A 14,687-nucleotide genomic window follows, 5' to 3' on the forward strand; every position below is an offset into this window, starting at 1 on the left:
CGGGCGTAGAGGCGATGGCGGTGTGGCCCTACGCGGTGCCGGGCACGGTACTGGCGCTCGCGCTGCTAGTGGCGTTCTCACGGGACTGGCGGTTCGTGGTGCTGGAGCGGGTGGCCTTCGTGCTGGCGCTCGCGCACACGCCGTGGCTGCTGTTGGTGGCCTACGCAGGCAAGTACCTGGCGCTGGGCGAGCGCAACAGCTCCGAGGCGCTGGCGCAGGTGGACCCGTCGCTGGCGGAGGCGGCGCGGGTGGGCGGAGCAGGGCCGGTGCGGGCGTTCGTGGACGCGACGCTTCCGTTGCTCCGGCCCGCGCTCACGGTGGCGTTCGTGCTGGCGTTCCTCGCGTGCGCCACGGAGATCACTCTGTCGGTGTTGCTGGTGCCCGCTGGCTCCGAGGTGCTGGGGACACTGTTGTTCGAGTTGCAGAGCTACGCGGATCCGGCCTCCGCGGCAGTGCTGGCCTGCGCGTTCGTTGCGCTGGTGGTGGCGGGCCAGGCCGTGCTGGCATGGACGCGGCGACGCGTGCCGGAGGTGCGGTGATGGCGGCCATCGTCCTGGAGGGACTGGTCAAGGCGTATGACGGAACGCCCGTGGTGCGGGGCCTGAGCCTGGAGGTGGGGCAGGGCGAATTGGTGTCCCTGCTGGGGCCTTCCGGGTGCGGGAAGACGACGACGCTTCGGATGCTCGCCGGGCTGGAGCATCCGGACGCGGGCATCATCCGCCTGGGCGATGACGTGGTGGCTGGTCCTGGTGTGCGCGTGCCTCCGGAGCGGCGCGGGCTGGGCATGGTCTTCCAGAGCTATGCCGTCTGGCCGCACCGCAGCGTGGAGGCGAACGTCGCGTATCCGCTGATGCTCCGGAAGGTGCCCCGGCACGAGGTGGCTTCGCGGGTGCGCGAAGCCCTGCGGTGGGTGCGGCTGGAGGCGTTCGCGGCCCGGATGCCTCACGAGCTTTCGGGTGGACAGCTGCAACGCGTGGCGCTCGCGCGGGCGCTGGTGGCGGACCCCCGGGTGCTGCTCCTGGACGAGCCGCTGTCGAACCTGGACGCGGCCCTGCGCGAGGAACTGCGCGCGGAGATCGCCGCGCTGCGCTCCCGACTGGGCACGACGCTGGTGTTCGTCACGCATGATCAGGGCGAGGCGCTCGCGCTATCGGACCGCATCGCCGTGATGAACCGGGGCGTCATCGAACAGGTGGACACACCGGAGCGTCTCTACCGCGAGCCAGCGACCCCGTTCGTCGCGGGCTTCGTCGGGGGCGCGAACGTGCTGCGCGGCGAGTCGCGGACGGGCACGTTCCACTGCGCGGGGACGCAGACCGCGTTCGAGCTGCCGACGGAGCTGCACGGACGATCGGGGCCGGGGACGCTGGTGGTGCGCCCGGAGGACCTGGAACTGGGTGCGTCGGGCACGCCGCTGGTGCTCTCCGCCCGCCTGTTCCTGGGCCACGCGGCGGAATACCGCTTCCCCGTGGGCGATGCGTTCCTGCGTGTCATCGGGCCGGCACTGGAGGGCGTGCGGGCCGGGCAGACGTTGAACGTGCGCCTGCGCAAGGCCACGGTGTTCGACGGCGCCGCTTGAGGCTCAATACAGCGTCGTCTTCAGCCGCGCCGGTAGCTCCCGGTCGTACTCGTCTCCATCGAAGGGGTCCTGGCTGATGGCGGCGAGCATCGCTCCGTTGCTGGGAAGCTCGGAGCGGGGGACGTGCCTTGCCGGGTTCCAAAGCTCGGAGCGGATCAACGACCGGCTGCATTGGAAGAAGACCGACTCCACGGTGATCTGAAGCACCGAGCGCGGCTGCTTCCCTTCGAAGGTGAACCGCTCCAGCATCGCCGGTTCGATGACGATGCTCGCCCGGCCGTTGACGCGCAGGGTCTCGTTGACGCCGGGGACCAGGAAGATCAGCGCGACCCTTGGGTCGGTGAGGATGTTCCGCAGCGAGTCCGCGCGGTTGTTGCCGCGGCGGTCGGGCAGCAGCAGCGTGTGCGCGTCCTCGATGACGATGAAGCCCGCCGGGTCACCCCGGGGCGAGACATCCAGCCCCTCCGGCCCGACCGTGGCGAGCACCGCGAACGGTGAGGTTTCGATGAAGGGCCGATAAGCCGGATGAATGTGGTCCACCACCTTGATGACGGAGGGCTTCGTGGGGAACCCGTACAGCCGCTCAAGCGCCTCGACATCCGTCACGGTCTTCATTCGGGGGGCCTCCTGAAGGGGGACAAAATCACCTTCGGAATGACCATGTCACAGCCATCTCCCGTGATTCGTCCTGGGGGTGGACAGGCACTTTTCCTGTCCGGAATTGGAGCCGCACATGAAGGCCAGGATGAACCCGTTCGCCGCCGCCCCCGCGCTCATGAAGGAAATGCTCGACTTCTCCGGGAAGGTCCAGGGCAGCGGGCTGGAATCAAACCTGTTGGAGTTGGTGAAGATCCGCGCCTCGCAGATCAACGGCTGCGCCTTCTGCATCCACATGCACACCCGCGACGCCCGCGCGCATGGGGAGACCGAGGAGCGCATCTTCCTGCTGAACGCCTGGCGCGAGTCGCCCCTGTACACCGACCGTGAGCGGGCGGCCCTGGCCTGGACGGAGGCCCTGACGCTCGTCTCCCAGACGCACGCGCCGGATGCGGACTACACTGCGATGCGGGCGCACTTCAGTGAGGAGGAGAGCGTGAAACTGACCCTGATGATCGGGGTGATCAACACCTGGAACCGGATCTCCGTCGGCTTCCAGTCCATCCATCCGGTGACCTCGCGCAGTGAAGCTGCCTGACGCCAACCCCGCGGACGTCTTCGACCCGCTCCGCCCCCGCCTGCTCCGCATCGCGTACCGGATGCTGGGCATCGTCGCGGAGGCGGAGGACGTGGTGCAGGAGGCGTATCTGCGCTGGCACCAGACGGACCGCGCCGCCGTGCGGGACGCCGAGGCCGTGCTCGTCCGCACGGTGACGCGCCTGTGCCTCGACGTCCTGAAGTCCGCCCGCGTCCAGCGCGAGCAGTACGTGGGGACCTGGCTTCCAGAGCCCATCGTCGAAACCGTGGAGGGCGACGACTTGACGCTGACCCTGATGATGGCCCTGGAGCGTCTGTCCCCGCTGGAGCGCGCCGCGTTCCTGCTGCACGACGTGTTCGGCATGGACTTCGACGAGGTGGCGAAGGCCATCGACCGCGACCCCGCGGCCTGCCGTCAGCTCGCCAGCCGCGCGCGAAGTCACGTGCGCGAGGCCCGGCCCCGCTTCCCCGTGTCCGAAGGGCAGGGCCGCGAGCTGGCGTCGGCGTTCTTCACCGCCTCCCGGAGTGGGGACGTGAACGCGCTCCAGGCCCTGCTCGCCCAGGACGTCATCACGTACTCCGATGGCGGCGGCAGGACAAAGGCCGCGCTCAATCCCATCTACGGCGCGGAGAAGACCCTGCGCCTCCTGGACGGGCTGTTCCAGCACTCGGGATTGGCATTGTCCAAGCTCGTGTACGAGGGGGCCATCGACGGGTTGCCGGCGTTCGTCACCCTCGAAGCGGATGGCGTCCTGCAGACCACGGCGCTCGCCATCGAGGAGGGGCGCATCGTCGCCATCTACGTCACGCGCAACCCCGACAAGCTGCACTCCATCCGTCGGGCGGTGGGCGAGGACGCTACTTGACGGAGTTGGGCAGTCCCGCGGCGAGGGCGTCGATGGCGACGCGCACGCGCATGGGCAGATGCGGGGTGTTGGGCCAGAGGGCGTAGACGTCGAAGCGCAGGCCGGGGCTGTCCGTCATGATGCGCACCAGCTCCTTGGCTCGCACGCGCTCCTGCACCAACCAGCAGGGCAGCCACGCGAGCCCCAGTCCCGCGACCGCCGCGTCGGCGATGGCCTCCAGGTCATCGAAGCGCAGGCGCGAGCGGGGCACGAGCTCCACGTTGGAGCCATCCTCCTGCGGAAAGAGCCAGGTGCGCAGTTGCCCTGAGCGCACGTAGGCGAGCGTGTCGTGCTTCGCGAATGACTCCCAGGTGCGGGGTGTGCCGCGCTTGCGCAGGTAGCCCGGGGACGCGAAGACGCTCATCCGCTGATGGCCGACACGGCGGACGGTGAGCCCATCCCCGCCCGGTCCGACTCCGTTGCTGCCCCCGTTGCGGATGGCGAGGTCGAAGCCGTCCTCCAGCAGGTCCACGGTGCGGTCGCTGAAGGACAGGTCCAGTTCGAGCTTCGGATGCGCGCGCGCCACCGTCATGAGGAGGGGCGCCACGCAGCGACGTCCATAGAGCACGGGCACGCTGACGCGCAGCCTGCCCGCGGCCTCCTGCTTGCCGGACTCCAGCAGCGCTTCCCCCGCGCGCAGTTCTTCCAGCGCGCGCAGGCACCGCTCATAGAAGACCTGTCCATCGTGGGTCAGGCTCTGTGTGCGCGTCGTGCGGTGGAAGAGGCGCACCCCCAGCCGCTCCTCCAAGCGGGCCACCGTCTTGCCCACGGCGGAGCGCGAGAGGTGGAGCTTCGCGGCGGCGGCGGAGAAGCCACCGGCCTCCACCGCCTCCACGAAGACGGACACACCGTTGAGGGAATCGCTCATGTCGCGCCCATTGTCGCCCTGGGGGCGACAGTGAAAGGAAGCCTTGTCGCCACCGTGGATGCAGCTTCGACAATAGCTTTCCCGCCGCGAACCTGCCGCAAGGAGCTGTGCGTGGTGACGACGACGATGAAGCGCTGGGAGATGGATGCACCGGGGCGAGAGCGGCTGCGCCTGAAGACCGTGGCCCTTCCGGAGCCGGGACCGGGCGAGGTGCGGGTGAAGGTGGCGGCCGTGTCGCTGAACTACCGCGACAAGAGCGCCATCGAGTCCGGCGTGGGACCATCTCAGCGGTTCCCTTTCACCCCGGCCTCGGACCTGGCGGGCGTGGTGACGGACGTGGGGGAGGGCGTGACGCGGTTCGCGGTGGGGGACCGGGTGATCTCCACGTTCTCTCCCGGTCGGTTGGAGGGACCGGGTCATGGCTCGGCGCGCATGCCGCCGTACGTGATGCTGGGCGGTTCGCATCCGGGGGTCCTCGCGGAGTACGTCGCGTTTCCGGCGGACTGGTTCGTGAAGGCTCCGGCCACGCTGGATGCGGGGGAGGCGAGCACCTTGCCCTGCGCGGGACTGACCGCGTGGACCGCCCTGGTCGAATACGGCCCCGTCCGTCCGGGACAGACGGTGTTGGTGCAGGGCACGGGGGGTGTGGCGCTGTTCGGGTTGCAGCTGGCAAGGGCCATGGGCGCGGACGTCTTCGTGACCTCGGGGAGCGACGACAAGCTTGCGCGGGCGAAGGCGCTGGGGGCGACACACCTCATCCACCGCGAGCGCGAGGACTGGGTTGAGGCGGTGTACCGCCTCACGGCGGACCGGGGCGTGGACCACATCCTGGAGCTGGTGGGCGGCGCGCACCTGGGGCGCTCCATCGAGGCGGTCGCGCTGCATGGGCGCATCTCCGTGATTGGCGTGTTCGAAGGGTTCACGGTGACGGGCCCGTCCGCGCCGCTCCTGCTCAAGGAGCCGACCATCCGGGGCATCAACGTGGGCCACCGGCGGGCGCTGGAGGAGCTGGTGCGTGGAGTGGATCGTCTCGGGCTCAAGCCAGTCATCGACCGGCGATACGGACTGGAGGAGCTGCCCGCGGCCCTGGAGCACCTGGAGCGGGGACCGTTCGGGAAGATCGTGGTGGAGTCCCACTGAGGGGTAGGGTGGAGGGCATGTCGCGCCCTCCTGTTCCCCCGCGTCGCTTCCACGCTGAACCCCTGGTCCTGGTGCTGCGTCACCTGGAGGCAGTGCTGGATGCGGGGCCGGTGTCCATTGAAGTTCCGGATCCGGACCTGGGCCGTGGACGCTATCCGGGAGAGCGCGTCGGGCCGGAGGGTGGGCTCGTCCATCGGCCGCTGCGGAGTTGGTGCGACCTGGCGGAAGGGTTGTCCTGCCGCCTTCGCACGCCTCGCGCGGTGGATGACACGCATGTGCTGCTCACGTTCGAACCGCTGGGCGCAGAGGCGCCGTGGCACGCAGGTGGTGGGGACCGTTCGGAGTCACCACAGGAGCGCTATGGCGCGGCCTCCGACTTCGCGCGGGTGCGCAAGTTCGAGGACGCGGGCTTCCTGGTGCCATGGCTGCAAGCGGTGGAGCGGTTGCGCTTGCCTCCAGGCGCGCGGGTGCTGGACCTGGGCGTGAACCGGGGCGACGAACTCTCCGCGTTCGAAGCGGTGGAAGGCGTCCGCTTCGTGGGCGTGGACCACAGCGCGAGCGCGCTCGAAGAGGCCCGCAGGGCGTTCCCGGATGCGCGCCATGCGTTCGTGCAGGCGGACCTGAACGCGCTCCCGGCGGGCTTGGGGCGCTTCGACGCGGTGGTGTCCGTGGGCACGATGCAGAGCCCCGGCGTGGACGACCGGGCGCTCCTGCGCAAGCTCGTGCAGGAGCACCTGGAGCCCAGGGCGTCGCTGGTGCTGGGCTTTCCCAACTCACGCTTCCGCGACGGCGAGGTCGTCTACGGCGCGCGCGTTCGCAACCTGCGCGAACCGGACCTGTCGCTTCTGGTGAAGGACCTGTCCTTCTACCGCCGCTACCTGCACCAGCACGGCTTCCGCACGTTCCTGGGGGGGAAGTACGACCTGCTGCTCACGGCGGTGCGGGGGCAGGGCGCGGACGAGGACGGTGCGGCTCAGGACTGAGCGGCCCGAGCGCGCAGCTTCTCCAGCGTCTGGGCCACGCGGCGCTCACGGGTCTCCTCGCGCTTCGCCTCGGCGACGGCTTGCGCGAACTCCTTGCGGTGCGTGAACGCGAGCCCGTCGAACACGTCCCGGAGGGCCGGCTCGGCGTCGAGCGCACGTTGCAGGGCCTCCGGCACCTCGACGGTGCGGGGCGCTTCATCGCGCTCCAACACGATGCGCAGCGACGAGCCGATCTCGATGCCCGCGGCGTCACGCACGGCCTGGATGAACCCCAGGCACGTCTTGCCGCCGTACACCATCAGCCGGCTGCGGAACGGATGTCCGTTGACGGTGCCGACCACGGGCGCCCGTGCCTCGCCGAAGACCTCGCGCCCGTCGAAGGGACAGAACACCCACCGGCCTCCGACCCCGTTGGCCTCTTCGAGCTTCGCGGTGAAGGTCTGCTTCTTCGCCTTCGTCATGGCGCAAGCCCCGGTGCCGGCGCGGCGGCCTGTGCCTTGCGCCTGGATGAGAGTTCAAAGGCCACGAGCGGGATGATCACCAGGCTGATCATCCAGCAGAGGAACCCGAGGGAGGGATACAGCAGCTCGCTGTACATGACCCCGCCCTCGTCCGACGGCAGCGGGTGGACGAACCAGGACAGGGACGACAACCCCACGACGGCGGCGATTGAACCCGCCACGAGGGCTCCGCGATCCGCGCCCAGCATCAACAGGAAGGTCGCGAGGGCGAGCAGGGGGTTCGCGTACCAGCCGAAGTTCAAGCCGAACACGCCCAGCCAGCCGGTCAGCAGCAGCTCGAAGCCAGCGATGTCCCTCTCCAGGCCTTGGCTGCCCTCGCGGCTCACGGCGACCACATGCACCGCGGGCGCCACGCACGCGATGAGGAACAGGACGGACGCTCCCGATGCGGCGAGGAAGCGCTCCTTCAAGTACGGGATGGCGGCGTTTATCCGAGGGGGCGGATGCGAGGCGCTCATGGGGCGCCCATCCTATCCCTATCCCGGCTTGACGAACTTCAGCGCGAACCGGTCGCTCGTGCCCCGGCGTGCGCCCGCGGCGCCCGGGCTGGAGCTCCAGTCGCGCGCGTCCTCCGGGTTGCGCCAGACGTTGCTCTCCTCCTGGAGCTTGAAGCCCGCGGCCTCGACCTCCTGGCGCACCACCTGCTCGTCGATGCGGTGCAGCGTCTTCGCATCCGCGATGCCCGTGCCGGCCTTCGCGCTCGAATCCAGGACGACGTAGACGCCACCGGGCTTGAGCGCCTGGAACACCGCCGCGTTCATCTTCGCCGGGTCCGACCCGAGCAGCGTGACGTCATGGTAGATGATGTTGCTGACCACCACGTCCAGGTCGTTCACCTCGGGCGGCAGCGGCGAGTCCAGCTCACGGTCCACGCGCACCACGTTCTGGTTCACCGGGCGCGCCAGCCGCTCCTGCCACGGCTTCTCCGCGAACTTCTCCAGCACGAACTTCGGGTTCACTCCGTACACCTTGCCGGTGGGTCCCACCGCGCGCGCCAGGAACTCCGTGGTGTAGCCGCCGCCCGCCATCAGCTCCGCGACCTTCATGCCGGGCCGCACGCCCGTGAACTCGATCAGGGCCGCGGGGTGCCGGCCCGCATCCAGCGCCCGGTCCGCCTCCGTACGGTCCGGGGCATCCACCAGCGCCTGCGCCGACACGGGCGCCGGCTGGGACTCGGAGGTTGAAGCAGGGGACGACGGGGGCGCGGACGTCGAGTGCGAACAACCCGCGAGGACGAGGAACGAAGCAGCCATCAGTGCAGTGCGCATGCGCGATCTATACGTCCGGGGCCGCCCCTTGCCTTCGAAAAGGAGGGCCCCTGTTCGCTTATGCACCGCGGCGTGCGCGGGGCCCCGCTCAGGACACGACGTCGTGCGCGCGCACGGTCGCTTCGCGCGGCAGGTGGACCGTGAAGGTGGTGCCTGCGTCGGCGCTGGACGTCGCGACCACGTGTCCGCCGTGCGCGCGCACCACCTGCTCCACGATGTAGAGCCCCAGGCCCACGCTGCGGGACGCCCGGTCCTCGTCGTGCTGCCCGCGCCGCATCGCCTGGAACAGCTTGGGCAGCATCTCCGCGGGAATGGGACGCCCCCGGTTGTGGACCTCCAGCACCAGGTCGTGCCCGTCCGCTCGCGTGGTCACGCGCACCGGGGCCTCCGCGTCGCCGTACCGGAGCGCGTTGGTGACCAGGTTCTGCACCACCTGGCCCAGCCGCTCCCCGTCCCACGTCCCATGGCCGTCGCCCTGCTGCTCCAGCACCACCCTGCGCTCCGGGAAGGCCACCTGCACCTCCTCCAGGGACTGGCGCGTGGCCTCGTGGAGGTCCATGGGACGGCGATGCACCGGCAGCCCTCCGCCCAGTCGCGCCTGCGTCACGTCCAGCAGGTCGCGGATGAGCCGGTTGGCGCGCTCGGCGCTGCTGATGATGCGGCCCGTGTTCTTGGTCGCGCGCTCGCCCAGGTCGTCGCGCTGGAGCAGGGCGTGCGCCGACAACAGGATGGCGTTGAGGGGGTTGCGCAGGTCGTGGCTGACGATGCCGATGAGCTGCTGTTCGAACTCCGCCCGCAGCCGTGCTTCTTCTTCACGGCGGTGGCGCTCGGTGATGTCGCGGCTCACCGTGGCGATGCCCATGTCCTCGCCCGTTTGAGGGTCGCGCAGCGTGAAGAAGTTGAACTGCACGGGCACGGTGGCCCCGGTGCGGAAGTGACGGAAGCGGAACTCCCCGTCCCAGCGGCCCTCCTCGCGCAGCCTGGGCAGGATGACGTCGCGCACGTAGCGGCGGTCCTCCTCCTGGAAGTAGTCGAGCAGGCTCGTGCGCCGCACCTCCTCCAGGCCCTCCAGTCCCAGGAGCCGCTGCCCCGCTTCGTTGACGAACAGGGCCCTGCCATCCGGCCCGCCAATCCCGATGAAGTCCGAGGACTGCTCCACCACGGCGCTGAGCTTCTCGCGCTCCTGCTCCGCGCGGCGCTGCTCCTGCCGTGCCCGGGCCGCGGCGAGGTTGCCCTCCACGCGCGCCAGCAGCTCGCGGGAGGAGAACGGCTTCACCAGGTAGTCGGTGGCCCCCATGCGCAGGCCCTCCACCGTGGCCTCCTCGCCGGCCCGCGCCGACAGCAGGATGATGGGCACGTACCGCGTCCGCGCGTCCTCGCGCAGCCTTCGCAAGAGGCCGAAGCCGTCCAGCCCCGGCATCATCACGTCGCTCAGGATGAGGTCCGGCACCCGGGCGCGGCAGGATTCCAGCGCCTCCAGCCCGTTCGCCGCGAGCGTCAACTCGAAGCGATCCGCTAGGAGTGAGCGCACGTACGCGCGCATGTCCGCGTTGTCGTCCACGAACAGGACATGGCCCTCGATGTCCCTGGGCAGCGGCGTCGGGTCACCGTCGCGCGCAAGGAGCGGAGCCCCGCCGGGCGGCGCCTCCAGCCATCCGGAGGCCTCCTCGAGGAACGCCGACATGGCCGTGCCCGGCGCGGTCCTCGGGGCGGGCTCGGTGGAGCCGGACGCGGTGCTTCGCGCGAGCGGCGCCGGTGCCGCGTCGGTGGGCGCGGGCAGCGCCACGGTGAAGGTGCTGCCCCGGTCGGGGACGCTCTCCACGCGGATGTCGCCGCCGTGCAGCTTCACCAATTCCCGCACCAGGGACAGGCCGATGCCGCTGCCCTCGTAGCTGCGCCCCCTGGCGCCCTGCACGCGGTGGAAGCGCTCGAAGATGCGCGGCAGCTCGTGCTCGGGGATGCCCGTGCCGGTGTCCGCCACGCTCAGCACCACCTGGGACTCCCGCCACCGGAGGCTCACGCGGATGCCGCCCGCGTGGGTGAACTTGAACGCGTTGGACAGCAGGTTGAGGACGACCTTCTCCCACTGCTCCGGATCCACGCGGACGGGGTGCGGCAGCGGGGGACAATCCACGTCCAGCGTCAGCCCCGCGCGCTCCAGGGTGGAGCGGAAGCCGCTGGCCAGGCCCTCGGTGAGCGCGGAGAGATCCGTGGGCACCGTGGCCGCCTGCGTGCGACCCGCTTCGATGCGGGAGAAGTCCAGCAGCGTGTTGACCAGCTTGAGCAGCCGCAGCCCGTTGCGGTGCACCGTGCGCTGGCGCTCCAACTGCCGGGGGCCCAGGGGCTCCACGGCATCCTGGAGGCCGTCCTCCACCGGGCCCAGCATCAGCGCCAGGGGCGTGCGGAACTCGTGGCTTACGTTGCTGAAGAAGTCCGTCTTCGCGCGGTCCAGCGCGGCCAGGGCCTCCGCGCGGCGGCGCTCCTCCTCGCGGGCCCGGGCGCTGTTGATGGCCGTCGTCACCCCTCGCGCCATCAGCTCCAGGAAGCCGCCGTAGGTCTCGTCGAGCGCCAGACGCGGGCTCAGGCCCGTCACCAGGAAGCCCGCCGGTCGCGCCTGTCCGGCGCGCGGCAGGAGCTGAACCCACGCGGAGGAGGTCCCCTCCGGCCAGGGCCCCGCCGCCACGGTGCCCGACGCCGTGGGCATCCGCTCCCATCTCAGGGGGCCGCCGGCGCCGGTGGAGGAGCCCAGGGGCCAGGAGGCGTCCTCGCCCCGGGCTGCCTCTGGGAGCGCGACCGTGGCGGGCGCCAGGGCCTCTTCGTTCGCGGGCAGTCCACACGTGCCGGCCAGCCGCGCCGTGCCGGTCGCGTCGTCCGCGAGGTAGAGCAGGGCGAAGGGGATGTCGAGCGGGTCGCTGCCGATGACCCGGAGCGCCTCGCGGCAGGCGTCCTCCGCGCTCACCCGGTCGGCGGTGGACGCGCCCAGCTCTCGCAGGGTGTCGAGCCGCCGCGTGCCCAGCACCTGCGCGGTGGTCTCGGTGAGGGCGGCGAAGATGCCGCCCACGCCGCCCGACTCATCGCGGATGGGCGAGTGGCTGTAGGTGAAGTAGCACTCCTCGATGAAGCCGTTGCGGTCGAGCGGCATCATCAGGTCCTGCACGAAGATGGCCTCGCCGGTGGACTGGATGCGTTCCCAGCCCGGGCCCAGCATGTTCCAGACCTCCGGCCAGGTGACGGCCGCCTCCTGGCCCAGGGCGGCGGGGTGCTTGGTCCTGCCGCAGATGGGCCGGTACGCGTCGTTGTAGAGCTGCACGTACCTGGGCCCCCACGCGACGTAGAGGGGGTAGTTCGCCGCCAGCACGATGCCCACCGCGGTGCGCAGGGACTGGGGCCAGGACTCCACCGGCCCCAGCGCCGTGGCCGCCCAGTCCACCTGTCGCAGCAGGGCGCCACAGGCCCCTCCACCCCGCAGCACGTCATCCACCGCGCTCATGCGCCTCCACGCCCTGGGCCTCCTTCCCCGTGCGGGCAGGACTCCAGGCGTTGGAACTTCGTGACTTCCCCCGCGGATGGCCAGTGCGCTGTCAGGGACGCGGTGGCGAAAAGTGCATGGATGAACGCCCCCGCCCATGCCTGGTCTCCTGGCAGGCGGGCGCGATCCCCCAACGAAAACGGACCGCCGCCCCGGAAGGGGACGACGGTCCGAAGGGTGCCGCGAGCGACGGCTTGCGAGCAGGTCAGGGCGTGGGGCAGCCGCCGATGGAGGAGGGGCTGATCACCGCGTTGGGATCCTGGGTGCAGTTCCTGACGCTGCGCAGGTGGATGAAGCCCGAGGCGCCACCACCGCCGCCGCCTCCTCCTCCGCCTCCACCGATGAGGATCACTTCAGTGCCCTGCGAGCCGCCGCTCGGGTTGCTGGGCCCGGCGCCACCTGAACCGCCATTGCCGCCCAGCGTGCTGCCGCCGGATCCGCCGACGGCGACAGTGCTCGAATTCTCGGAGCCGTTGGCACCCGGGTTCCCGGGGTTGAACGTCCCGTCTTTCGCACCCGCGCCCTGGCCCCCGCTGCCGCCGTTGGCCGTGATGCGGGCGGTCGGGGTGAGCGACACCTGGAAGGCTTCCAGCAGGATCTTGCCGCCGCTGCCGCCACCGCCTCCGCCTCCCGCCTCGTTCGTCGCGACGGCCTTTCCACCCAACCCGCCCCTGCCGCTCGCGGAGAGGATCTTCGAGACGGTCAACGTCCTGGCGACCGTGAGCTGGACGGCGCCACCTCCGGCTCCGCCCAGGCCGCCTTCCGCGGCGCCAAGGCCGGCACCATTGCCTCCGGCGCATCCGCCGACCAGCGGTGCGAGTTCGGGTCCCCGGCTGGCCCCGGCGTCGCCTTGGGTCGCGTTGGCGTCGAAGCCGCGGCCTCCCGCCGCGCCCGCCGTGACTCCACCCGCGCCGCCGCCGCCTCCACCCTGCTTGCCGTTGAAGGTTCCGTTCTTGCCCTGGGACGTGGCACACGCCTGGTTGCCGCCCGCGCCTGGCTCCACGTTGTTGGTGATGTCCGCGCGGCCGTTGACGAAGATGGAGTGCGTCAGCGTCGCGTCGCCATACACGGCCAGGATGACGGGGCGCGTCCCGAGGATCCGCAGATCCCCTCCCAGATTCAGGGTCCGCACCGGGATGACCACCGCATCGGGATACCCGGCGGCCTGCGGGGTGGGCAGGAACCGGATCAGCTCCGGGTTCACGACGGAGGTGGGGACGTCCCACTGCAACGTGTCCGAATCGAGCGTCACATTGCCCGTGGTGATGAGCTCCCGGATGTCCGTCGGCTGGATGGCGTCCGGCGTGAAGTTGTGGGTGGGGAACGGGAAGGGGCGGCACGCGCCGTCGGGCAGGCACACGCCGGGGCTGCCATTGGAGGTGTTGCCGCAGGGCATGTTGAGCTGCGTCGGATCCACTTCGAACTGGCACCCCGTGCTGGGGCTGCAGGCCTGCTGGAGTCGGAAGCACGGCGGGGGCGTGCAGGTCGTGGGCGTGCTCACGCACTGGCCCATTCCATTACAGCGTTCATCCGTGGTGCACAGGTCGCCATCCTCACAGGTCGTCGAGGTCGGCTTGGGCAGGTAGGAACACTGGCCGCTGGTCGGCTCGCAGGTGCCCAGGGATTCCTGGCAGGCGGTGCTCGTGGGCTGGTCGCACTTCTTCGGCGTGCCGACACAGTTCAGGTTGGCGTCGCACGTCTTGCCGAGCATGCAGGCGTTGCCGTTGTCACACGGCAGGCCCACCTGGGAGGACCCCGGAACACACATGCCGGTGCTGGATTCGCACGACAGCCGGGGCGCGCAGGCGTTCGGTGACTGGTCGCACACGAGGGGAACACCGCCCCCGCACTCCGCCGCCGTTCCCACCCCGATGCACCGCTTGTTCGTGGTGCACTTGTCGCCGCCCGTGCAGGTCTTCTCCGCGCAGTCACGGTCCTCGCACGCCTTGAGGGTGTCGCAGTCGTAGTCGACCGTATCGCTGCACTGCTCCACGGCTCCGGGATGGACGTCCTTGCGGCTCTCATCGCAGTCGGGCTGACCGGTCCACGTCAGGCCCACGCCCGAGGGCGAACCGTCCCCGTCCTGATCCACCGCCACCAGCTTCACGTCGAAGCGGGCGAACTCCCGGGGCGGAATCGCGATGGGGGACTCGCTGGGGAAGCGCTCCACGGCGGGCCCGGCGCAGCGGTTGTTCTCCACGGCCGCGAACGAGGACACCGTCACGCCCAGCTCGCGATCCCACTCCGGCTTGCGGAGCACCGCGACCAGGACCTGCTTCGTCGCGTCGTTCTTGAACTGGCCCTGGACGATGTCCGTCCCACCGCGCGGGCCCTGCGTGTCCTGCACCTCCACGCGCACGCACGCCGGCTTGTAGGAGCCGTACTCCACGGTGACGCGGAGGGCGCCCTCTTCAGGGGCCTTCTCGCGACAGGCGCTCAGCAACACCACGCATCCCAACAGGCAGAGCCGATACATGGTGCGGCACTGTATCCAACAGCGCTCAACCCTCCGAATCCCGTCGGGAAGGAGTGGGAGGGTGGGGTGTCGCGGACAGGGAGCGGGGCCGCTGGGACCCCGGCTCCCGGCTTGTCTTCAGGGGCGGCTCAGGGCGCTGTACAGCCCCCGGTGGCGGGCGGGCTGATCACGGCGCCGGCCGTCGAGCAGCTCTGGACGCTGCGCAGGTGGATGTAGCCGACGGC

The 14,687-nt window shown here is 70.5% G+C and carries 13 protein-coding genes; 6 read left to right on the forward strand and 7 right to left on the reverse strand.

Going from position 1 to position 14,687, the window contains the following annotated elements; genetic code table 11:
• Together D7X74_RS30250 and D7X74_RS30255 are read left to right on the forward strand one after the other, a co-directional pair.
• Positions 1-539: iron ABC transporter permease (locus D7X74_RS30250; RefSeq protein WP_120536494.1), on the forward strand; the 539-nt coding region annotated here is incomplete at its 5' end.
• Positions 539-1,579 (forward strand): ABC transporter ATP-binding protein, encoded by a 1,041-nt coding sequence (locus tag D7X74_RS30255; RefSeq protein WP_199741922.1) that lies wholly within the window; start codon positions 539-541, stop codon positions 1,577-1,579. The genes D7X74_RS30250 and D7X74_RS30255, both read left to right, overlap by 1 nt.
• A gap of 3 nt (positions 1,580-1,582) precedes the next feature.
• Here D7X74_RS30255 and D7X74_RS30260 read toward each other — a convergent pair whose 3' ends face one another.
• A complete protein-coding gene (locus D7X74_RS30260; RefSeq protein ID WP_120536484.1) occupies positions 1,583-2,194 on the reverse strand; it encodes a pyridoxamine 5'-phosphate oxidase family protein in 612 nt (203 codons plus the stop codon).
• A 118-nt stretch (positions 2,195-2,312) separates the two neighbouring features.
• Here D7X74_RS30260 and D7X74_RS30265 point away from each other — a divergent pair, with 118 nt between their 5' ends.
• A complete protein-coding gene (locus D7X74_RS30265; protein WP_120536485.1) occupies positions 2,313-2,774 on the forward strand; it encodes a carboxymuconolactone decarboxylase family protein in 462 nt (153 codons plus the stop codon).
• Positions 2,761-3,639: a sigma-70 family RNA polymerase sigma factor gene (locus D7X74_RS30270; protein WP_120536486.1), complete on the forward strand. Its 879-nt coding sequence runs from the start codon at positions 2,761-2,763 to the stop codon at positions 3,637-3,639. The genes D7X74_RS30265 and D7X74_RS30270 overlap by 14 nt, the downstream gene beginning before the upstream one ends.
• On the opposite strand, the gene D7X74_RS30275 is transcribed toward D7X74_RS30270, so the two are convergent.
• Positions 3,632-4,546 carry a LysR family transcriptional regulator gene (locus D7X74_RS30275; RefSeq protein WP_120536487.1) on the reverse strand — a complete coding sequence of 305 codons (915 nt, stop codon included), beginning with the start codon at positions 4,544-4,546 and terminating at the stop codon, positions 3,632-3,634. The two genes, D7X74_RS30270 and D7X74_RS30275, sit on opposite strands and share 8 nt — an antisense overlap.
• A 114-nt stretch (positions 4,547-4,660) precedes the next feature.
• Between D7X74_RS30275 and D7X74_RS30280 the strand changes: the two genes are divergently transcribed.
• Positions 4,661-5,686 carry an NAD(P)-dependent alcohol dehydrogenase gene (locus D7X74_RS30280; protein ID WP_233602320.1) on the forward strand — a complete coding sequence of 342 codons (1,026 nt, stop codon included), beginning with the start codon at positions 4,661-4,663 and terminating at the stop codon, positions 5,684-5,686.
• A 17-nt stretch (positions 5,687-5,703) separates the two neighbouring features.
• Positions 5,704-6,669 carry a bifunctional 2-polyprenyl-6-hydroxyphenol methylase/3-demethylubiquinol 3-O-methyltransferase UbiG gene (locus D7X74_RS30285; RefSeq protein ID WP_120536488.1) on the forward strand — a complete coding sequence of 322 codons (966 nt, stop codon included), beginning with the start codon at positions 5,704-5,706 and terminating at the stop codon, positions 6,667-6,669.
• Here D7X74_RS30285 and D7X74_RS30290 read toward each other — a convergent pair.
• The 5 genes from D7X74_RS30290 to D7X74_RS30310 all read right to left on the reverse strand — a co-directional run bounded on the left by D7X74_RS30290 (position 6,660) and on the right by D7X74_RS30310 (position 14,463).
• Complete coding sequence (locus tag D7X74_RS30290) at positions 6,660-7,130, reverse strand: YdeI/OmpD-associated family protein (RefSeq protein WP_120536489.1); 471 nt, start codon at positions 7,128-7,130, stop codon at positions 6,660-6,662. The genes D7X74_RS30285 and D7X74_RS30290 overlap by 10 nt on opposite strands.
• On the reverse strand, positions 7,127-7,648 hold the full coding sequence (locus D7X74_RS30295; RefSeq protein ID WP_147446734.1) for a hypothetical protein: 522 nt from the start codon (positions 7,646-7,648) through the stop codon (positions 7,127-7,129). The genes D7X74_RS30290 and D7X74_RS30295 overlap by 4 nt, the downstream gene beginning before the upstream one ends.
• An 18-nt stretch (positions 7,649-7,666) precedes the next feature.
• A complete protein-coding gene (locus D7X74_RS30300) occupies positions 7,667-8,458 on the reverse strand; it encodes a class I SAM-dependent methyltransferase (RefSeq protein WP_120536491.1) in 792 nt (263 codons plus the stop codon).
• 88 nt (positions 8,459-8,546) lie between these two features.
• On the reverse strand, positions 8,547-11,948 hold the full coding sequence (locus tag D7X74_RS45100) for an ATP-binding protein (RefSeq protein ID WP_120536492.1): 3,402 nt from the start codon (positions 11,946-11,948) through the stop codon (positions 8,547-8,549).
• Positions 11,949-12,192: 244 nt separating this feature from the next.
• Positions 12,193-14,463, reverse strand: coding sequence for a putative metal-binding motif-containing protein (locus D7X74_RS30310; protein ID WP_120536493.1), 2,271 nt, complete (start codon positions 14,461-14,463; stop codon positions 12,193-12,195).
• Between the last annotated feature and the right edge of the window lie 224 nt (positions 14,464-14,687).

This window comes from Corallococcus sp. CA047B (genome assembly GCF_003612065.1).
GTDB classification, from domain to species: domain Bacteria; phylum Myxococcota; class Myxococcia; order Myxococcales; family Myxococcaceae; genus Corallococcus; species Corallococcus praedator.